At 67.1% G+C, this 20,437-nt stretch carries 18 protein-coding genes; 16 read left to right on the forward strand and 2 right to left on the reverse strand.

Annotated elements, in window-relative coordinates:
- Positions 1 to 21 precede the first annotated feature (21 nt).
- Together tagH and LK533_RS03195 are read right to left on the reverse strand one after the other, a co-directional pair.
- Positions 22 to 1,494, reverse strand: a complete 1,473-nt coding sequence (gene tagH / locus LK533_RS03190; RefSeq protein WP_229361314.1) for a type VI secretion system-associated FHA domain protein TagH — start codon at positions 1,492 to 1,494, stop codon at positions 22 to 24.
- 63 nt (positions 1,495 to 1,557) lie between these two features.
- Positions 1,558 to 3,588 (reverse strand): type VI secretion system Vgr family protein, encoded by a 2,031-nt coding sequence (locus tag LK533_RS03195; protein WP_229361315.1) that lies wholly within the window; start codon positions 3,586 to 3,588, stop codon positions 1,558 to 1,560.
- A 206-nt stretch (positions 3,589 to 3,794) separates the two neighbouring features.
- Here LK533_RS03195 and LK533_RS03200 point away from each other — a divergent pair, with 206 nt between their 5' ends.
- The 16 genes from LK533_RS03200 (at position 3,795) to LK533_RS03275 (ending at position 20,436) form a co-directional block, all read left to right on the forward strand.
- On the forward strand, positions 3,795 to 4,505 hold the full coding sequence (locus LK533_RS03200) for an OmpA family protein (RefSeq protein ID WP_229361316.1): 711 nt from the start codon (positions 3,795 to 3,797) through the stop codon (positions 4,503 to 4,505).
- A gap of 13 nt (positions 4,506 to 4,518) precedes the next feature.
- A complete protein-coding gene (locus LK533_RS03205) occupies positions 4,519 to 5,523 on the forward strand; it encodes an ImpA family type VI secretion system protein (RefSeq protein WP_229361317.1) in 1,005 nt (334 codons plus the stop codon).
- A gap of 78 nt (positions 5,524 to 5,601) precedes the next feature.
- A complete protein-coding gene (gene tssB / locus LK533_RS03210) occupies positions 5,602 to 6,132 on the forward strand; it encodes a type VI secretion system contractile sheath small subunit (RefSeq protein WP_229361318.1) in 531 nt (176 codons plus the stop codon).
- A 25-nt stretch (positions 6,133 to 6,157) separates the two neighbouring features.
- Positions 6,158 to 7,651, forward strand: coding sequence for a type VI secretion system contractile sheath large subunit (tssC, locus tag LK533_RS03215; protein ID WP_229361319.1), 1,494 nt, complete (start codon positions 6,158 to 6,160; stop codon positions 7,649 to 7,651).
- Positions 7,652 to 7,695: 44 nt separating this feature from the next.
- Entirely contained in the window at positions 7,696 to 8,190 is a 495-nt protein-coding gene (locus LK533_RS03220; RefSeq protein WP_229361320.1) for an Hcp family type VI secretion system effector, read from the forward strand.
- 32 nt (positions 8,191 to 8,222) lie between these two features.
- Positions 8,223 to 8,993 carry a type VI secretion system accessory protein TagJ gene (locus LK533_RS03225; RefSeq protein WP_229361321.1) on the forward strand — a complete coding sequence of 257 codons (771 nt, stop codon included), beginning with the start codon at positions 8,223 to 8,225 and terminating at the stop codon, positions 8,991 to 8,993.
- 8 nt (positions 8,994 to 9,001) lie between these two features.
- Positions 9,002 to 9,535, forward strand: a complete 534-nt coding sequence (tssE, locus tag LK533_RS03230) for a type VI secretion system baseplate subunit TssE (RefSeq protein WP_229361322.1) — start codon at positions 9,002 to 9,004, stop codon at positions 9,533 to 9,535.
- Between the two features lie 4 nt (positions 9,536 to 9,539).
- A complete protein-coding gene (gene tssF, locus LK533_RS03235) occupies positions 9,540 to 11,417 on the forward strand; it encodes a type VI secretion system baseplate subunit TssF (RefSeq protein ID WP_229361323.1) in 1,878 nt (625 codons plus the stop codon).
- Positions 11,381 to 12,433: a type VI secretion system baseplate subunit TssG gene (gene tssG / locus LK533_RS03240; protein WP_229361324.1), complete on the forward strand. Its 1,053-nt coding sequence runs from the start codon at positions 11,381 to 11,383 to the stop codon at positions 12,431 to 12,433. The genes tssF and tssG overlap by 37 nt, the downstream gene beginning before the upstream one ends.
- A 47-nt stretch (positions 12,434 to 12,480) precedes the next feature.
- Positions 12,481 to 13,359, forward strand: a complete 879-nt coding sequence (locus LK533_RS03245) for an N-acetylmuramidase family protein (protein WP_324255251.1) — start codon at positions 12,481 to 12,483, stop codon at positions 13,357 to 13,359.
- Complete coding sequence (locus tag LK533_RS03250) at positions 13,356 to 14,021, forward strand: hypothetical protein (RefSeq protein ID WP_229361325.1); 666 nt, start codon at positions 13,356 to 13,358, stop codon at positions 14,019 to 14,021. The genes LK533_RS03245 and LK533_RS03250 overlap by 4 nt, the downstream gene beginning before the upstream one ends.
- Before the next feature lie 84 nt (positions 14,022 to 14,105).
- A complete protein-coding gene (tssH, locus tag LK533_RS03255; protein ID WP_229361326.1) occupies positions 14,106 to 16,745 on the forward strand; it encodes a type VI secretion system ATPase TssH in 2,640 nt (879 codons plus the stop codon).
- A 95-nt stretch (positions 16,746 to 16,840) separates the two neighbouring features.
- Positions 16,841 to 17,065, forward strand: a complete 225-nt coding sequence (locus LK533_RS03260; RefSeq protein ID WP_229361327.1) for a hypothetical protein — start codon at positions 16,841 to 16,843, stop codon at positions 17,063 to 17,065.
- A 45-nt stretch (positions 17,066 to 17,110) separates the two neighbouring features.
- A complete protein-coding gene (locus LK533_RS03265; RefSeq protein ID WP_229361328.1) occupies positions 17,111 to 17,989 on the forward strand; it encodes a TIGR02594 family protein in 879 nt (292 codons plus the stop codon).
- On the forward strand, positions 17,971 to 18,492 hold the full coding sequence (locus tag LK533_RS03270; protein ID WP_229361329.1) for a hypothetical protein: 522 nt from the start codon (positions 17,971 to 17,973) through the stop codon (positions 18,490 to 18,492). The genes LK533_RS03265 and LK533_RS03270 overlap by 19 nt, the downstream gene beginning before the upstream one ends.
- A 207-nt stretch (positions 18,493 to 18,699) precedes the next feature.
- Complete coding sequence (locus LK533_RS03275; RefSeq protein ID WP_229361330.1) at positions 18,700 to 20,436, forward strand: ShlB/FhaC/HecB family hemolysin secretion/activation protein; 1,737 nt, start codon at positions 18,700 to 18,702, stop codon at positions 20,434 to 20,436.
- The last annotated feature ends 1 nt before the right edge of the window (position 20,437 follow it).

The raw sequence follows: 20,437 nt of genomic DNA on the forward strand, positions 1-20,437 counted from the left end.
CCTCGCGGCGCCTCCCCAGGATCAGTGCGTGCCCTTGCCATAGGCTTCGCGAAATTCCTTGGCGAACATGTCAAGGAATGCCTCGTCCGAGCCTTGCGCCACGCCACCGAATTCGCGCTCATAGGCTTGCCACAGCGCTGCGTCCCGGGCGGCCGGGACGATGCGCTCGAGAACGCCGCTGCTGCCCGCACGCGCACGAATTGCCGAGGGCGAGAAACGCTCCAGCGTGGTGCGCAGCGCTCCCTGCATGGCGCGCACGGTTGCCACCTGATGCGACTGCAGGTCCTTGAACGCGTCTTCCACCGCGCGCTCGGGCGGCATGAAGCCCGGCTGCGACGGATCCAGCAGCATCGCCAGCGCCTCGTCGGGAGTTCGCGCGAACTTCAGAGGATTGTGCCCGTCCGGGCTGAACGCCGTCGCCTCAGCGCCAAGCTGCGCCTTGGCGCGGGCGCGAGCCTCCAGCATGACGACCAGCCCGGCGACGAGCTTGCGAAACAGCATGGCCGCACGCGCAGCCGCATCGCCGTCCAAGCGCGCAGTGTCGATGCCAAGGCTGTCGAGGAACGCGTCGGCGCGCGCCATGGGTGCCGCCGGAGGCACAGGCGCTGCGGCGGGCGGCGTGCGCGTCGGTGGCGGCGGCGCTGCGGCCGAAGTTTTCGGGGCAAGCCCCAGCGGGTCGCGCCGGGGCTCCACGGGTTGACCGAAACCGCCGCGCGCCCAGTCCACCACATTGCCCTCGGCAATCCGTCCCCACAGGTCATCCGGCGTGGGCGCGGGCGGCCGGTCCGGGGCTGCGCTGGACCAGCCGGACGCGGGATCCGGGGCGGGCATGGCGGTGTCCCAGGCGGAGGCAACCGGAGGCGCGGCGGGGGCCGGAGCGGGTGCCCAGCCGCGATCCGCCGCTGGCCCGCTGCCCTGCGGGAGAGGCGATGCCGCACCCCAGTTCGCTGCAGCGCGGTGCGGCTCTGCCCGTGCCAGGGAGGGGCCGGTCTGCGGCTGCCAGCCGCTGGCACTGGCGCTGGCGCTGTGCGGGGGGAGCGCGCCCCAGCCGGGACTTGCCGGCTCGGCCGCGGGGGGCGTGCCCCAGCCGCTGTTGGCGGGAGCGGGGGGGCTGCCCCAGCCCGGCGCCTCGGTCGTGGTCTGCTCGCCTCCGTCGTCCCAGCCGCGCCACGCGGGAGGCGCGCCAGCCTGGACCAGGCGCGCGGTGATGGTGAACGGACCCACCGTGAATGCGTCCCCATCGACGATGCGGTGTGGACCGGACAGGCGCTCGCCGGTGTTGGCGAGGAAGGTGCCGTTGGTGCTGCAGTCGACCAGCAGATAGCCCTGGCCATCGAAGCGGATCTCGAAATGACGCGAGGAGACGTGGCGCGTCGGGTCGGGCAGCGACCAGTCGCAACCCGTCGCTCGGCCGATCACCCCGTCCCGACGGTCGAGCACAAATTCGGCCGGGCTCGACGCAGGGCCGCTGCGGATCGAAAGAGTGAGCGTCATCGCCTTGGCATCAGCGATCGAGGCGGTGGTTGCAAGAGCCTGAGGGGAGATGCCGCCGATCGATCACGCGTCCCCCGCGGCGTCGCCGAGTTTTGCCGGTTCACCGAACGCCTTGCCCGAGATGCCGTCCGGGTTGATGTTGGTCGTGCCGCCGTTGAGGATCAACTCGCTGCCGCCGTTCACCCGCGTCGAGGTGCCGGCGTTCACGACCGCCTGCTCGTTCGCCTGGATCTGCACGTTCGGCGACTGGATCACGATGCTGTTCGGGCCAATCGTGATCTGCGAATTCTTCACCCGGATGGTGATGGCTTCCTTGCTCTCGATCGAGAGAACGCCGTCGACAAGCAGCGAGTCGGTCTTCTGCACATGCGTGCCGCGCTTGCCGACGATGGTCTTGGTGTCGTCCCGGCCGATGCGGGTGGTGCGGTCGAGGCCGACGCGTCGATCCTGGTTGTGGCCGACGTGGTTGCTCTGGTCGAATCGAACGCGGCTGTTCATGTCGCGCTCGGCGTGGACGAACAGTTCCTCCTGCCCGCCCTTGTCCTCGAACCGGATCTCGTTGGAGGTGCGGTTCTGGCCGCTGTCGAGCGCCTCGGTCTCGGGATACTGCCCGGAATCGCCATAGGTCAGCGTGCGCCACACCGCCCGAGTCTTGTTGGCGGGCAGGTCATAGACCGGCATGTGCGCCTTGTTGAACACGCGGCCTACCACCAGCGGGCGATCGGGATCGCCGTCGAGGAAGTCCACCAGGACCTCATGGCCGACCCGCGGCAGGATGACATTGCCGAGGCCCCCCGTCTGCGACACGCGGATCCAGCAGGTCGAGCGCTCGCCGGGCGTGCTCGCGCGATCCCAGGGGAAGCGGACCTTCACCCGGCCATATTCGTCGGTGTAGATCGTCTCGCCTGGCGGGCCGGTGACGATCGCCGTCTCCAGGCCCTGCGCGCGCGGGCGCGGAGTCTCCGGCGGCAACTGGAAGGCGGTATCGGCCGGGATCGCCTCGAACCGGACGTTGAACGGCTCTTCGTCTTCCTGCGACCCGGAGCGGTAGCTTTCCGACGCGATCGAATGGAAGGTGGAGGTGACGAGATAGCTGCCGTTCATTCGGCTGGCCGGATGTTCCGCCACGTCCAGCCGATAGCCGGTGGTGATCCCCGCCGCCTGCGACTGGCCGGTAAAGATCCGGCGGCCTGCACGCTGCGCCGCCAGCAAGGTCTCTCCGCGCTCGCGCCCGGTCTGCTCCTGATCGCCGCGCCCGGTCTTTTCGCGCGTGTAGCGGCCGGGATAGACAAAGATCTCGCGATCGTCGCGGGCATGACCACCCTCGCCAATGCTTTCGCTCGCGAGCGGCTGGTCGGGCGACTCGAAGTCGAAATCACGCACCGTCACCCGCGCCTGGCCGGTGGAGGAAACCCGCTCGGTCCAGCTCTGCAGATACTCCTGCTGCCGGTCGAAGCGGCTTTTTGAGTTGGTGCTGAACACCGACACGGCATTCGCATTGTAGCGCAGCCGTGCGACCTTGCCTGGCTGGTGCGAGGCGGCGCCTTCGCACAGCACCATCACGTGGCGATCGGCATCGTGCTGGAAGAAATAGTAGATGCCTTCCTCTTCCATCAGCCGTGAGGCAAATGCGAAGTCGCTTTCGCGATACTGGACGGTGTAGCCGCGGGTCACGCGCGGGCGCACCAGCCGGGTATAGTCCACGTCCTGAACGCCCGCTTCCTCGAACACCTGCTTGATGATCTCGACTGCGGTCTTGTCCTGGAAAATCGCCATCTGCCGGTTTTGGGCCAGATAATAGGTCCAGGGCTGAACCGTCAGTTGATAGTGATGCCCGGCAGGGCTTTCCTTCGTGTACTCGCCGGCGGTGAGCAGGCCGTGGAAGCGGCGGAGCAGTTCGCCGTCCTCGAGCACGGCAAGCGCGACGGGTTTGCCTAGATGCGGCTGAAGGTCGAGTTCCAGCGGCGAGATGATCGTGGCCGTGATCGCAAATGGCCGGCCGAGGCTCTCCTGGCTTTCGATCCGTTCGAGCACCACTTGCTCGTCGCCGACATCAATCGCCATCTGCGTGAGCCGTTCACCTGCATCCGCCACCGACTAACTCCCGCGCGCGCGACCGCTGTAAAAGTGCCGGCACGACCCTGCTGCCCATGATCCTTGATCTATCGACACTCACCGTCGCCGACAATGGCTGGTGCTCAGGAACTCGAAGTCTCCATGACACTATTGTTAACGGTTGATCGGCTCAGCTGCATGCCATAGTCTTGCGGCCAACTGTGGAAACAGATGGGATAGTTACCATGACGTTGCGGGATGCAGTAGCCGTCGTGGCGGTCGGCGCAGGTTTGGCGATGGCGGCTCAGGCGGCTGCCGGCCAGGCCGGTCCGGTCAGGCCCAGCGTGGAAGGATATATCTGCCAGTTCGCAGGCAAGTGCGCCGTCGAGGTGGAGCCCGCACCCACCCGCGACGCGCCGGAGACTCGCGGCTTCCGCTTCGCGCGGTCGCCCGGAGCAAAGGAGGCAAAGGCTTCCGCCCCCGCCAACGCAGTTGCGCGCGGACGTCCGGCTTCCACCGTGGCCCGAGCGCCGGCGTCGCGCGGCCGCCGCAGCAGCTATGCTGCCACCACGGCGCGTGCTGCGACCGCAGGTGGGACCTCGATGGTTCCGGGCGGGCGCCCGCGCGCGGACCTGATGATCGGCTTTGAGTTGAATTCGGATCGGTTGACCCCGGTCGGTCGGGAGTCGGCGATGGTGTTCGCGCGCTCGCTGCTGATGCCGGAACTGCGCAGCATGCGCTTCCTGATCGAGGGGCACACCGACGAACGCGGCGGTCGCGGCATCAACGGGCCGTTGTCGCAGCGGCGCGCCCAGCGGGTCGCCTCGTTCCTGATCGAACAGGGCGTGGCACCCGACCGGCTCCAGACCCGCGGCTTTGGCTCGTCCAGGCCGCTGCCGGGCCATGTGGCGACCGATCCGTCGAACCGCCGGGTCGAGGCAGAGCTGATTTCCTGAGCCCGTTGCGGGAGTGACGGACTTGGACATGCAGGCGTTGCTCGGCCCCGTGTCGCCGGATGCACCGGCGGGGCCGGACCTATCCTATGACGGCAATCGGCAGCTGATCGAACAGGCGTTCGAAACCGCTCCGGACGAGGTCGAGTGGGATCGCACGATTGATCGCATCCTCGCCCAGGCGGCGCAAACTCGGGACCTGTGGCTGGCGGTGTATCTGGCGCGTGCCGGCGCTCGCGCCGGGCGACTGGAGCGGGTCGAGGACGGGCTTTTGCTGCTTGCCGGCTATCTCGAGTCCTTCTGGGACAGCGCGCACCCGACGCTTGAGGAATATGGCATCGAGGGACGCAAGGGTGCCTGCGAGTCCCTGGTGCGCATCGGCGAGTTCCTGGCGCCACTGCGGCGAGTCCCGCTGATCGAGCACCCGCGCCTGGGCGTATTCACCGGCGAGGACTTCGCCCGCTTTGCGGAAGAAGGCGCGGCGGCAGACGGCTATGGCCAGTTTCGCGCCGCCGTCGCCGACACGCCCGTCGAGCGGATCGCCGACCAGATGGAGCGGGTCGGGCGCATCCGTGCCGCGGTTGCACGGGCCGATACGGTGTTGTCGGAGGAGGCGGCAAAGGTCGGCCAGACGGGTACCAACTTCGCCTCCACCTATGCCGCGCTGGATGCGATTGCCGAGGCGATGCGGCCGCACGTGTTCCAGGATGCGCCTCCAGCGGTGGATGCAGAGCCGGGTTCGGCGATGATGTCGGAGCCGATGACGAGCGCCCGGGGCCGTGCTGCGCCAGGACGTATCGAGAGTCGCGAAGATGTCGCGCGCGCGTTGGACGCCGTGATCGAATATTACGGCCGGGTAGAGCCGACGAGCCCGGTGCCGGTGGCACTTGGCCGCGTAAAGGGTTGGATCTCCATGGATTTCGTCGCCATCCTCAACGACATCGCGCCCGGAAGTATCGGAGAAGCCTTGACTGTGCTGCGATCAAGGTCAGAGGATGGCGGAAGCCAGGATTTGATGTAAAGACATAGAGGCGAAACGGGCGTCCGATCCGATAGAGTTTGTGTTCGAGGCGCGTCAGCGATCAAGGGATGCAGAGAAATGGCGATCAAGAGCGGCCAGCGTTTCATTCGCGAGAACCGGAAGCCGCGAGTTCACATCGAGTATGAGGTCGAGACCTATGGCGCACGCCAGAAGATCGAGCTCCCCTTCGTCATGGGTGTCATGTCCGATCTCTCGGGCAAGAGCCTGAAGGACAAGAAGGCGGCCGAGGCGCGCGAGTTCGCCGACTTCGACATGGACAATTTCGACCAGCGCATGGAGGCGATCGCGCCGCGCGTCGCCTTTGCTGTCGACAACACGCTGACGGGCGAGGGCAAACTGTCGGTCGACCTGACGCTCAACTCGATGGACGACTTCTCGCCCGGGCAGATCGCCAAGCGGATCGAACCGCTGGCGAAGCTCCTGGAAGCGCGGACTCAGCTTGAGGACCTGCTGTCCTACATGGACGGCAAGCATGGCGCACAGGACCTGCTGGACAAGGTCCTGAACGACCCCGCGCTGCTGCAGGCGCTGTCGGCGCAGCGCGCGCATGGCACCGACGAAACCGAAACGTCGCCGAACCAGGCCTAAACATCTCAATCGATCGGAGCGGAATATGGCGCAAGAAGCGCTGAGGCAGACCGGCGAAACCCAGCACGCCACGGAAACGGAGGTCAGCGACTTCCAGGCGCTGCTGCAAAAGGAATTCAAGCCTGGCACCGACGAGCGCAAGACGCGCATCGAGCAAGCGGTCCAGACGCTCGCACAGCAGGCGCTCGAAAACGCGCAGGTCATCGGCGGCGACGTGTTCGCGACGGTCGACGCGATGCGCGCGGCGATCGACCGCAAGCTGACTGAACAGATCAACCAGATCATCCACCACGAGGAGTTCCAGAACCTGGAATCCGCGTGGCGCGGCCTTCACTACCTGGTCATGAATACCGCGACCGGGAAGGACATGAAGATCCGCGTGATGAACATGTCCAAGGAAGAGTGCCGGCGGATGTTCCGCCAGTACCGCGACGCGGCCTGGGACCAGAGCCCGCTGTTCAAGAAGATCTACGAGAGCGAGTTCGGCCAGCTGGGCGGCCAGCCCTATGGCGCATTCGTCTGCGACTATCAGTTCGACCATTCGGCCCCCGACCTGGAGGTCATGCGTGGCCTGTCGCGGATCGGTGCCGCGAGCCACGCGCCCTTTATCGCCGCGGCCTCGCCCACGCTGCTGGGCATGGACAGCTGGACCGAGCTTTCGAACCCGCGCGATCTGGGCAAGCTGTTCGAGGCGACCGACTATGGCGCCTGGCGCTCGTTCCGCGCGTCGGAGGACAGCCGCTACCTGGCGCTCGCGCTGCCGCGCTTCCTGGGTCGGCCGCTCTATGGCGCCAAGTCGGATCCCGTCGAGGAGTTCGATTTCGAGGAGGATTCGGGCGGCGAGCACGACAACCACCTGTGGCTGAACGCGGCCTATGCAATGGGCACGCGCATCACCGAGGCGTTCAACACCTATGGCTGGACGACGCGCATCCGCGGGGTCGAGTCGGGTGGCACCGTCGAGGAGCTGCCGACCGCGACCTTCCCGACAGACGAGGGTGGGGTCGACCACAAGTGCCCGACGGAGATCGCGATTTCCGACCGGCGCGAGGCCGAGCTTTCGGCCGCGGGCCTCATGGCGCTCGTCCATCGCAAGAACACCGACCAGGCAACCTTTATCGGCGCGCAAACTGTTCACCGGCCGGCGAGCTATGACAAGAAGGAGGCGACCGCCAATGCGAACTTGTCGGCGCGCCTTCCGTATATCTTCGCCAGCTGCCGGTTCGCCCATTACCTGAAGTGCATGGTGCGCGACTGGGTAGGTGGATCGCGCGAAGCGGACCAACTGCAACGTGACTTAAACAATTGGGTTCTTCAGTATGTCGACGGCTCTCCCTCGTCGTCGAACGAAGAAACCAAGGCCCGTCTGCCTCTGAAGGACGCCAAGGTTGAGGTGATCCCCGACGAGGAGAACCCGGGCTACTACAAGGGGAAGTTCATGTTCGTGCCGCATTACCAGCTTGAGGGAATGGATGTGGCGTTGAGCATGGTTTCGCGGTTGCCCAAGACTTCGGGCTGATCTTGCCGCACACCTACGTACGATCAATGCAACAGGAGTGACACATGGCAGTCGATCTTTTTCTGAAAATTGACGGTATCCAGGGCGAGTCGTCGAAGCGGAACCACGCCGGCGAAATCGACATCATCTCGTTCGATTTCGGTGCGGTCCAGCACGGCTCATTCCACAGCGGTGGCGCCGGTGGCGGCTCGGGCAAGGCCGAGATTTCCGATATCCGCATCCAGAAGGAAGTCGACAAGTCGTCGCCGCTCCTGTTCAAGGCGTGCGCCTCGGGCAAGCACATCAAGGAAGCGATCATCTACTCGCAAAAGGCGGGTGATGGATCGTCGCCGCTGACCTATTACAAGATCAAGCTAGAAGACATAATCGTCTCCGACATCCACAACAACGGCGCCACAGGTGGCGACTCGATCATGGAGTCGGTGACCTTCAACTGCGCCAAGGTGACGTTCGACTATCAGGCGCAGAACGCGCAGGGTGGCAAGGACGGCGGCGTCGTCACCGCCTACTACGACATCCGCCAGAACGAGGCGGGTTGAGCCACGACGCAGCCGATCCGCTGAGGACCATCATGAACGAAGCGGATATGCTGCTGCGTGCGGGCGATCTCGACGGTGCGCGACGCGTGCTGGTCGAGGTCGCTCGCCGCGATCCTGGCGACGTGCCGACGCGCCTCTTCCTTTGGCAGCTGCTGGCGGTTGCCGGCGAATGGGCCAAGGCCAAGACGCAGTTGGCGACGCTCGCCCAGCTTTCTCCCGAAGCGCAGATGCTGTCGGTCGTCTACGGCCAGGCGCTCGATGCCGAGGAACAGCGCGCCGCGGTGCTGCGCGGAGAGCTTCGCGCTCCCATTCACGGCGGATCCGCCTGGGCCGAAGCTGTGGCGGGGGCGCTCGAACTCGACGGGCGAGGTGAGGCTGAGCAGGCCGCCGCCCGCCGCGAAGCGGCCTTTGCCGAAGCGCCGGATACGCCCGGAACGCTCGACGGCGTGCCGTTCGACTGGATCGCCGATGCCGACCCGCGGTTCGGCCCCACCATCGAAGCGGTGATCAACGGGCGCTATGGCCTGCTGCCCTTCGATGCGATTTCGCTGCTCGTCAGCGAGGGACCGCGCGATCTTCGCGACGTTGTCTGGTATCCCGTCGAACTCACGCTGAAGGCGGGCCCGCGCATCGCCGCGCTGCTTCCGGCGCGCTACCCCGGCCTTCCGGACGCGGGACCCGAGCGACTAGCGCGGGCGACGAACTGGACGGACGACGGCCATGGCATCGGCCAGCGTTTGTGGTCGACCTCCGACGGCGAGGATCGCGGGCTGCTGTCGATCCGGTCGCTCGAACTGCGCTGACCCGACCCGTGGCGGTTCAACAGCGGCTGACCCCGACGCTTTACGACAAGCTGGTCGCCGACCTCGACATCTCGGGCATGCGCGACACGGGCGAAGAGCTGCCGACGGTCAGTCGTGAGAAATTCCGCTATTATTCGGTGCCGACGCTGGAGCGCTTCAACGAAACGGCGTTGAGGGCGACCATCCGCCGCGATCTAGCTTGGCTGTTCAACACGACCAATCTGGAGTCACTGGTCGATCTCGAGCCGTATCCGCACGTGAAGGAGTCGGTGCTCAACTTCGGCCTGAGCGATCTTGCCGGGCGCACGCTTGATCGCCGTGCGGTGCTGGCCCGGGCGCGGGAGATTCGCCGCGCGATCCGCCTGTTCGAGCCGCGCTTGGCCAAGGACGGGCTGACCGTCGACCCCGTCGAGGACCCGAGCGATCCGCACTCGCTCACCTATCTGATCCAGGGCGACATCAGCGCGGCCGCGCAGGTGATGCCGGTCAAGTTCCGGACCGAGGTGGAAGCCGAGACCGCCTCCGTCACCGTGCGCGAGTAGTGGCATGAGCACCGGTCTCGATCCGCGGCTGCTGCGCTTCTACAACGACGAACTCGCCTATCTGCGTGAGGAAGCCCGCGCGTTTGGTGAGGAGCATGAGGCGGTTGCCGGCCGGCTCGGTCTCAAGACGCCGACCGATCCCGATCCCTATGTCGAACGGCTGCTGGAGGGCGTCGCCTTTCTGGGCGCCCGCGTCCAGCTCAAGATCGCGGACCAATATCCCGAATTCACGCAGCATCTGCTGCACGCGATCCAGCCGCACTATCTCGCGCCGACACCGTCGATGTGCGTCGTCGGGTTTGAGCCCAAGGACGGCGACCCCGTGCTCATCAAGGGGCATCCGGTTCCGCGCAACACGCCGCTGGTCGCCGTCGCAGCGGAGCAGGGCGGTGTGCCGGTCGAGTTCCGCACCGGCCACGACGTGACGCTCTGGCCGCTGCGCATCACCCAGGCAGAGTATCTGCCGAGCCGCGCCGCCATTGCGCCCTTCGCGGCCGCGGCCGACGTACGCGCGGAAGCCGGGTTGCGGCTCCGGTTCGAGGCGACCGCGGGCGTGCCGCTGCCACAGGTGCTTCCCAAGCACCTGCCGATTTATCTTTCGGGATCTGAGGCGGTGCCGGCCGAACTCTACCGCCAGATCATCGGCGATACCCAGGCGGTGATCGCGCGCTCGGCCGAGGCCGCCGCCGGACCGGAGGGCTGGTTGCGCCTCCCTGGGCCCGGGCAACTGGGGTTCGCGGACGACGAGGCGCTGTTGCCCGCCGAACTGCGCTCGTTCCGCGGCTATCGCCTGCTCAGCGAGTATTTCGCCTGTCCCGAACGCTTCCTCTTCGTCGACCTGCAGGGGCTGGACCGTGCATTCCGCGCGAGCGAAAGCGCCTGCGACGTCGTGCTGTTGTTCTCGCGATCGGCACCGGCGCTGCACAACGCGATCGAGCCGGCGAACTTCCGTCTGTTCGCGACCCCGGCGATCAACCTGTTTGAAAAGCAGCTTGGCCGCGTGCGGGTTTCTCGCTTCGAACATGAGCATCATGTCGTGCCGGATCGCGCACGCCCGCTCGATTTCGAGGTGTTCCGCCTGCTGGGGGTTCAGGCCTTTGCCGCCAATACGGTCGAGGGGCGGACAGTCGCGCCGCTCTATGCGCCGGGCGCGCTGCTGCACGAGGGCAAGGACGCACTCTTCTATTCCACCCAGCTGCGACCGCGCCGCCTGTCCACGCGCGAGCAGCGGCTGCGGCGGCGCGGGGAATATACCGGCACGGAGAGCTGGATCAGCCTGACGGCGCCCGGCGACCCGAGCCGGTTGGACGGCATCGACGAGCTGGCGGTGCGTGCGCTGGTCACCAACCGCGAGCTGCCCGAGCTGCTGACCTTCCGCGGCAACCAGCACTTCACCGTCTCCGGCGTGCCGGCCCGCGCGGTGACGGTCCTGCGCGCGCCGACCCGACCCAAGCCGCCGATGGGGCTGGGCGATGCCGCCTGGCGCGTGATCGGGCACCTGACCCCCAACTACACCACGCTCGCGCCCGAAGACGGAAGCGATCCCTCGGTGCTGCGCGACCACCTCGCGCTCTACGGACGGCAGGACGATGCCGCATCGCGGCGGCAGGTGGATGGCGTGCTGGCGATCCAGTCCGAGCGCATCGCCCGGCGGGTGCCCGGCATGAGCCGTATGGCGATCGCGCGCGGGCACCGCATCCGCGTGGCGCTGGACGATGCCGCGTTCGACAAGGGACGCATGTTCCTGTTCTCGGCAGTGCTCGAACGCTTTCTGGCTGAGTTTGCGAGCATCAACAGCTTCACGGAAACGCATTTCCGCAGCGCGAACGAAGGGGAGCTCCGGCGATGGCCGCTGAGAATCGGCCGGCGTCCGACCATCTGAGCTTCCTCGCCGATGCGGCGGGCGAGACCAAGCGCTTCGGCTTGTTTCCGATCGCACGGGGTGCGGAGGCGCGCGCGCCGCACCTGCCGCGGATCGGCCGCGCCCGCCGCCCCGCCCAAAGCGTGGCGGACTTCGTCCAGGTGCCGAGCCTGTCCTTCCCGGACTCCACGCTTGCGGAGGTGGAGGTCAAGAACGGCCGCGCGCGCGTGGGCGGCCACTGGTTCGGCCTTACCGGGCCGATGGGGCCGCTGCCGCTTCACATGACCGAGTTCGCAGCGTTCGAGCGACGCTACGCGCGCCAGCGTCCATTCGGGCGCTGGCTGGACGTGCTCGCGGCACGCATGCTGCAGTTCTTCGTGCGGGTGTGGAGCGATTCCCAGCCGACCAGCCAGGCCGACCGGCCGGACGACGATCGCTTCGCAGGGCAACTGGCGCAGCTGACCGGCGCGGCCGAGGGCGTCGGCAAGCATGCGGCCTTTCCCGCATCGAGCCGCGTTCATTACGCGGCGCTGTTCGCGTCGCGCCGGAGCGCCGGGGCGATCGAGGATGCGCTCACCCATCTACTCGGCCAGCCGGTGCAGATCCGCGAATTCCAGCCACGCTGGCGCGAGATCGAACCGGAGGATCGCACCCGCCTGGGCCGCCAGTTCGCGCGCCTGGGTGACGAGGCGATGTTGGGCGCACAGGCCAGCGTCGCGTCCGACGCGTTCCGCGTCGTGATCCGCCCCCGCACCCCCCACGAATATGAAGCGCTGCTGCCGTCGGGCGCACGCTTCCGTGTGCTCGCGGAGGCGCTCGACGCCTTTGCGCCCAGCCACCTGGAGTGGGACGTCGAGCTGGAGATCGACGGCGCCGACGCGACCCCGGCCCGTCTCGACGGCCGCGCCCGGCTTGGCTGGACCGGCTGGTTGGGCGGCGGCGGAACGGCCGTGCGGCGGGATGCGCATCTGCGGCGGGTTCCCGTACGTAATGACCGAACTTCTTCCACTCGCAAGCGACAAGGAGATGCGTTGTGAGGATTACTGCTGCCGTTGGCCCCCGGCAGCCAAACCGCGGGGCTGACGTGAGAGCCATTCAGATGCTCATCAACCGGGCGCGGGTGCCCGGCGTGATGCCGCTGAAGCCCGACAGCCTCTTTGGTCCACGCACGGGCGCTGCGATCGAGGCTTATCAGCGGCACGTTCTCAGGATGCAGCGCCCGGACGGTGTCGTCGATCCAGGCGGCCCCACACTGCGGGCGCTGGCCCGACCGGCGCCGGCGGCTGCTCCCGCGCCCAGACCGGCGCCGCGCCGCCCTTCAGGGCCGGCTGGCGGCCGCGGCGGATCGGCGGCTCCGGCGGCGCCCGGTCCATCGGGGGGCGGCGGTGGAAACCCCGCCGGAATCAGCGATGCAGAGTATCTGGAAATGGCCACTCGGATTGGCTGCGAGGTCGCGGCGATCAAGGCCGTCGTACAGACCGAGGTTGCGATCCGCGGCGCGTATGACTCCTCCGGCCGCCCCACCATCCTGTTCGAACGGCATAAGTTCTACAACCATACGCGCGGACGCTTCGCCGCGTCGGATCCAGACATCTGCAATTCGAGTGCAGGCGGCTACGGCAAGTTTTCCGAGCAATATCCCAAACTCGAACGTGCGATGAAGCTGGATCGCGAGGCGGCGCTCAAGTCGGCGAGCTGGGGCGCGTTCCAGATCCTGGGTGAAAATCACCGCCAGGCCGGTCACGCGACCGTCGATGGCTTCGTCAATGCGATGAAAGCTTCGATCCACGCGCAGGTGCGCGCGTTCATCGCCTTCGTGCTGGCGGATCGCCGGCTGGTTCGCGCGCTGAGCAACCGGCAATGGGCGACGTTCGCCAGCATCTACAACGGACCGGCGTACAAGAAGAACAAGTACGACGACGAGATGCGTTCCAACTACCAACGCTTTGCGAACGGGGCATGAGTATGATCCACGTCTATTACCGCACCAAGCTGTCGCTGTTCGCCCTGCTTGCCGCGACCGCGTGCAGCGCCGCACCGGGCGACACGGCTGCCAACGCGAGCGAGACGGCAGCACCAGCCCCGGAAGTGTCCAGCGCGCCGGCCTCCAGCGCGCCCGCAGCGGCGCCTGCGACTGGCAAGATCACGCTTTCCCCGCCCGCGGACGCCGCAGCAATCGACCAGGGACGTCAGGCGGCAGAGGCGGCTGGCATGACCGACGTCAGCGTGACCGAGGCGCAGTCCTTCCGGCTGCTCGCGGGCACCGAACATGTCGCCACGATCGTCGCTGGCGAGGGCAAGGAAGCGGACGCGATCAATGCCGGCTGCTTTGTGGCGCTGGTGCAGGACGGCAATGCTTCGGTGGTTCCAACCATGGGCAGCGGCGAGTGGGAAGCGCAGACTTGTCTCGCTACCAAGGCACTGGGACTGCTCTCAAGCGAGGGCACCGTCCGCATCGGCGTGATTTATGATGGGGCCTCGCCCAACGCCTCCGGAACCGAGCCGATCGTGCTCGTTTGGGACCGTGCGGGCGGCACGCTCCGCATTGATGAGGCCGCGTCCAAGCGTGCGTCCTTGGCAGGAGCCTCGACGATCAAGGCGCTGCGTACCGCCGCCGTGCAGTAAGCGGCGCCGCAGCGTGACCTGCGAACACGGATACAGCCGGCACTGGGGGCACCAGAATGCCGCCGCGACAAAAAAGGGGTAAGCATGACCGAGATCAGCCGTGCGTCGCTTTTCGGCAGGTTGGATGCCGCTGCGCTGCAATCGATCGAGTCCGCGACCGCGCTCGCGAAGATGCGGGGCAACCCCTATGTCGAGCTCGCCCATTGGGTGCAGCTGCTGAGCCAGGATGCAACCGGCGACATTGCCGCGATCCGCAGCGCGTTTGCGATCGACGATGCCGCGCTGTCGCGCGACGTCGTCGGCGCGCTCGACATCCTGCCACGTGGGGCCTCGGCGATCTCGGACTTCGCGCCGCAGATCGAGGAGACGATCGAGAAGGGCTGGCTCTATGCCTCGCTGCAGTTCGGGGCCGGCAAGGTGCGGACCGGGCATCTGCTCTACGGCATGCTCAGGACCCCGACGCTGCGCAACGCGCTGTTCGCGATTAGCGGTGAGTGGCGCAAGGTCCAGGTCGAGCGGTTGGGCGCCGACTTCGACGCGATCGTCAAACCCTCGACGGAGCAGACGGTCATCGACGTGCCGGGCGAACCGGCCGGCGCTCCCGCGCCCGGTGCCGCGCCGGTGGGGGAGGCGCTGGCGCGCTATTCGACGGACCTGACCGCCAAGGCGCGTAGCGGTGAGATCGACGCGGTTGTCGGCCGCGATGCCGAAATCCGGCAGCTGGTCGACGTGCTGCTGCGCCGCCGCCAGAACAACCCGATCCTGGTCGGCGAGGCGGGGGTCGGCAAGACGGCGGTGGTGGAGGGCTTCGCCCGCCGCATCGTCGATGGCGACGTGCCGCCGGCGCTCCGCAACGTGACGCTGCGCGCGCTCGACGTGACGCTGATGCAGGCGGGCGCCGGAGTGAAGGGCGAGTTCGAGAAGCGGCTGCGCCACGTGATCGACGAGGTCGAGGGCGCGGCAAGCCCGGTGATCCTGTTCATCGACGAGGCGCACACGCTGGTCGGCGCGGGCGGGCAGGCCGGCACCGGCGATGCCGCCAACCTGCTCAAACCCGCGCTGGCACGCGGTCGGCTGCGCACGATCGCGGCGACCACCTATGCCGAGTACCGCCAGTATTTTGAAAAGGACCCGGCGCTCACCCGTCGCTTCCAGACGGTCGACGTGGCCGAGCCCGAGGCGCCGGTTGCGATCGACATGCTGCGTTCGGTCGTGCCGATGATGGAGGCGCACCATCAGGTTGTGGTGCTCGACGAGGCGGTCGCTGCGGCGGTAACGCTGTCGCAACGCTATGTTCCGGCGCGCCAGCTGCCCGACAAAGCGGTGAGCCTGATCGACACCGCGGCGGCGCGCGTGGCGGTATCACAGCACGCAACGCCTGCCCCGGTCGAGGATCGCCGCCGCCGCCTGGAGCTGCTGGAGGTAGAGCGCGACGTGGTCGAGCGCGAGGCGCAGGGCCGCTACCGCCGCGATGACCGGCTGGCCGAACTCGACGCGGAGATTGCGTCCGCACGCGAGGCGGTGGCCGCGATCGAGGCCAAGTGGGAGGGCGAAAAGGCGGCGCTGGAGGCGGTTCGTGCCGCGCGTGAGGGTGACGAAGCCGATGCGCTCGATGCCGCGATCGCCGCGGCGCGCGAAGCTGCGGGCGATGACCCGATGGTGTTCGGCGTGGTGGACGCCGATGCAGTCGCGGCCGTGGTCGGCGATTGGACCGGCATACCCGTCGGTCGCATGGTCAAGGACGAGATTGCCAGCGTGCTCTCGATCGGCGAGGCGCTGAAGGCGCGCGTCATCGGGCAGGATCATGCCATGGATGCGATCGCCAAGCGCATCCAGACCAGCCGCGCCAAGCTCGACAATCCGTCCAAGCCGGTCGGCGTGTTCATGCTGTGCGGCCCCTCCGGGGTCGGCAAGACCGAGACTGCGCACGCGCTGTCCGAGCTGCTGTTCTCGGGCGACGATTCGATGATCGTCATCAACATGAGCGAGTTCCAGGAGGCGCACACCGTCTCGACGCTGAAGGGCGCGCCTGCGGGTTATGTCGGCTATGGTCAGGGCGGCGTGCTGACCGAGGCGGTGCGGCGCCGGCCCTACAGCGTCGTGCTGCTCGACGAGGTCGAGAAGGCCCACCCGGACGTCCACGAGATGTTCTTCCAGGTGTTCGACAAGGGGTTCATGAACGACGCGGAAGGCCGGCACATCGACTTCCGCAACACCGTGATCCTGCTCACCTCCAACGTCGGGACCGAGCTGATCGCGACGCTCACTGAAGACGAGGAGATGGCGCCGACGCCGGACGGACTGGCGACTGCGCTCAGGCCCGAACTGCTGAAAGTGTTCCCGCCCGCGCTGCTCGGGCGGTTGTCGGTGCTGCCTTATTATCCGCTCAGCAAGACGATGCTGGCTGGCATCGTCCGGCTGCAGCTCGGGCGTATCGAACGGCGCATCCGCGACAACCACGGCATCGCGCTCACCATCGACGAAGCAGTGGTCGCGTATATTGTCGAGCGCTGCACGGAGGCGGCTTCGGGTGGTCGCATGATCGATGCGATCCTGACCAACACCATGCTTCCCGATATGTCGGTCGGGCTGCTCGAACGGCGGATGCGGGGCGAGGATGTCCAGCAAATTCGCGTGCGTGTAGAGGGGGATGCGCTCGGCTATTCGTTTGAGGAAGCGGAGCACGCGCTGGAAGTTCCCGCAAACGATGTCGCTGCGGAATAACATCGCGGAAGGCTGGGCCGATTCATGGCAACTATTGCCTGACAGCTTACTCGGCTGATACCGTAGTTTCAGGACCCAAGACCAGGATTCTCGAGATGCGAGCTGTCCAGTTTCTTTTGAGGGCAACAATCGTGGCGGCCGCGGCATGGATCGGCGCGGATCTGCTGGTTGATGCCAATGAATACGGCGCGCCTGATTTCGGCCGGACTGCGAACATGGACAAATGGGCAAACCCCTGGCCGATGCTGATGCTTGTCGGAGCGGCAGCGGGGCTGCTCGCCCCGCGCAGGCGCGCTCGCGGCACGAACCGCGCAACTTAAGGGCCGAGGCCGCCGACCGACAGTACTTGGAACGGGGAGAAGCGCATGCGACTTGCCACGATAGAACGAGGTGCGAAGGGGCAGCAGGTGCAGCTGCTGCAGCATCTGCTGAACACGACATCCAAGCCCAGGCCGCCGCTGGAACTCGACGGCGCGTTCGGTGCGATGACCGAGCGGGTGGTGCGCAGCTACCAGGCCGGGCGCCGGCTGGAGGCAGACGGCGTCGTAGGCCCCGAAACGTGGAAGAGCCTGGGCGTGGGTGGTTCGGCGCTGCCGCCGGCGCCCGTGCAGAGCGGACCGCCCACGCGCGCAGTGCCCATTCCGTCGGTGCGCCAGCTGCCGATGGGCACCGGCACATCGCCGATCACCAGCCCGCCGACACGGGCGGTGCCGATCCCGTCGATCCGCCAGCTGCCGCTTGGCAACGCCCGCCCCGCTGGTGGTGGATCGCTCGACCGGCCGGGCACCTCGATTGCCGTACCTTGGATGCGGGTGGCGAATGCGGAAAAGTTCGTGGCCGAGGTCGCAGGCGCCGGCAACAATCGGCGGATCATGGAATATCACGCCACGACGACGCTCGGCAGCCAACCCGATTCCGTGCCGTGGTGCTCCTCCTTTGTGAACTGGTGCCTCAAGCAGGTCGGTATTCGCGGGACGAACAGTGCAGCGGCCGCAAGCTGGGTCGACTGGGGCCAGCCCTTGGAGGAACTCCGCTACGGCTGCATCGTCCAGATCCGCACGGCGCGCAGCGGGCATGACCGCGCGACCGGCTCGTCCAGCGGCAATCACGTCGCCTTCTTCGTCTCCAAGACCGCCACCCACATCACCTTGCTGGGCGGCAATCAGGGCAACCAGGTGAAAGAGTCAAACTTCCGGCTCAGCAGCTATGACATAAGGGCGATGCGATGGCCGACCGGTCGATGATGTTTGCGTTCCCCGCAGCCCTGCTGCTGGTGGCCTGCGGTGCGCAGCCGAGCGATGGCGCCGGGCGAAGCGTCGGGGATGGCGTCGGCACGACGCCGGGATCGACTGCGGCCGCAGCGCCGACACCGGCACCGGCACCGGCACCGGCACGCGCCGCGAACGAAAAGTTCGACGTCTTTTGGCAGCGGTTCCGGACCGCGGCGCTGGCTGGCGATGCTGCGGGGATCGCGGCCGCCAGTGCGCCGAAGGTCACGTCGCACGGGATTCTGGACTCCGACGCGACTGCCACCCTGTCACCCGCTCAGGCAGCCAAAGCCGTGCAGCGGTTGCTGGCAAGCGACGAACCCATCGACTCTTCCCGCAGGACTCTGCGTCAGGTCCTGGCGAGCGGGGACGTCCCGCAGCGCGAGGGCCAGCCGCTCGGCACGCGAGTCGTAGGTCCCGTGACCTTCCAGCAAATCAACGGACGCTGGTTCCTGACCGACGTATATCTGGAAGATTGACCGCCGGCTCACTTGTAGGCGCGGCGCCGATCGGCCGTCCGATCTAAGTTGTTTAGTGCTGGTGTAATAAATAGCCGGCATTGCGCATGTTGGTGTTTGACCGGACAGTCGCCGGGATCATAAACGACTGACACGAGCGATCCTTGCCGATTGATCAACTTGAAGCGGCGCGGCGATGATCGTCCGGTGGATTCGAAGGGGGCAGTGTTGCGACAGCGTATCGGTGCGGGCGCCGGAGTGATCGGCGCGCTTGTTGCAGGACTGATGGCCGCGCCCGCCGGGGCGCAGGGCGTGCAAACGGGATTGCCCACTCGTCAGGAAGTCACGCCGCCGACGCCGGACCAGCCGCGGGAGTCCACCGCGCAGGTGAGCAGCGACACGGCCTTTGCGCCCGGCAGCTGCGCGCTCGACGCATCGCCGCTGCGGGTGAACATCGCGCAGGTAGCGTTCACGCGCCCGGGAGGCACCCCGCTGCAGCCTGAGATCGCACGGACGCTGGCGAACCTGACGGCACCGACGGGCGAACAGCCCATCTCCGTCGTCTGCGCAGTGCGCGATCAGGCGAACGCAGCTCTGCGCCGCGATGGATGGGTCGCCTCCGTCCAGATCCCCGCACAGGAAATCACCGACGGCGTCCTGCGGCTGGAGGTGGTGACCGCGCGGATCGTCGATATCCGCGTGCGTGGCGATGCCGGCCGCTACGAGCCGCTGCTGCGCCGTCGTCTCGCTGCCCTGCAGGCGATGGACCCGCTGAACGAGCGGGAGGCGGAGCGCCTGCTGCTGCTGGCGGGCGACGTGCCGGGGCTGGACGTCGCCCTTTCGCTACGCCCGTCCGGCGGCGAGCAAGGCGCGGTGATCGGCGACCTGACCGTCAGTTCGCGTCGCTTTGCCGTCTATGCCAATGCCCAGAACTATAACTCGCGTCTATTGGGGCGCGAAACGCTTTACGCCCGCGGCGAAGTCTATGGGCTGAGCGGTCTTGCCGACATCACCTATCTGGGTGTGTCCACTACCGCCGACTTCAACGAGCAGCGGCTGGTCCAGGCCGGCCATATCTTCGAAATCGGCGGCAGCGGAACCAGCCTGGGCAGCCGGGCGAGCTATGCCTGGTCGCGCCCTGATCTCGGCGCCCTCGATCTACGCACAAACACCTTCATCGGCGGCTTCGACCTTACCCAGCCGCTGATCCGTTCGGTTCGCCAGAATGTGCGCGCCCGCCTGGGGATCGACTTTGTCGACCAGACCACTCGTGTGGGTGGTGGCGACGATGCCGTTACCCTCACACGCGACAAGTTGCGCGTAGCGTTTCTGGGCATCGACGGCGATCAGCAGTTTGTCGATGCCAGTGGCAATACCTGGCTTTCCCTTGCCGCCACGCTGGAGCTGCGCAAGGGGCTGGGCATCCTGGACGCAAGCAAGACCGGGCTGCAGAGCGGCGAACTCACCTCGCGGCTGGAGGGCAATGCGCGCGCGCTGGTGTTCCGTGGCGTGGCCGACGCGACCGCGTATCTGGGTCCGGTGTTCAGCATTGCCGCCCTGGGGCAGATGCAATGGGCGAACGACCCGCTGCTCAACTATGAGGAGTTTGCGCTCGGCAGCCTCACCATCGGGCGCGGCTTTGATCCCGGTTCCAACAGCGGCGACCGCGCGGCTGGCGCGCGGATCGAGGCGCGCGCGGACCTGCCCGTCGTCGCGGCTGTCGGCACCCAGCTCTACGGCTTCTACGACGTGTTGCGCCTGAGCAATCTTGACCGCTCCCGGCTGGAGGGTGCGCGCACCTTTGAAAGCATGGGCGGCGGCGTGCGCCTGTCCTTGCCGAACCGGCTGGTGCTCGACCTCACCTATGCGAGGCCGCTCGACCGGGCGCTGCTGCTTGACGAGAAACGCCCGCCTGCGCGGGTTCTCGCCTCCCTGACTGTCCAGCTGCGCGACCGCGCACGATAGG

The organism is Sphingomonas sp. PL-96, assembly GCF_020707215.1.
Classification (GTDB): Bacteria; Pseudomonadota; Alphaproteobacteria; order Sphingomonadales; family Sphingomonadaceae; genus Sphingomonas.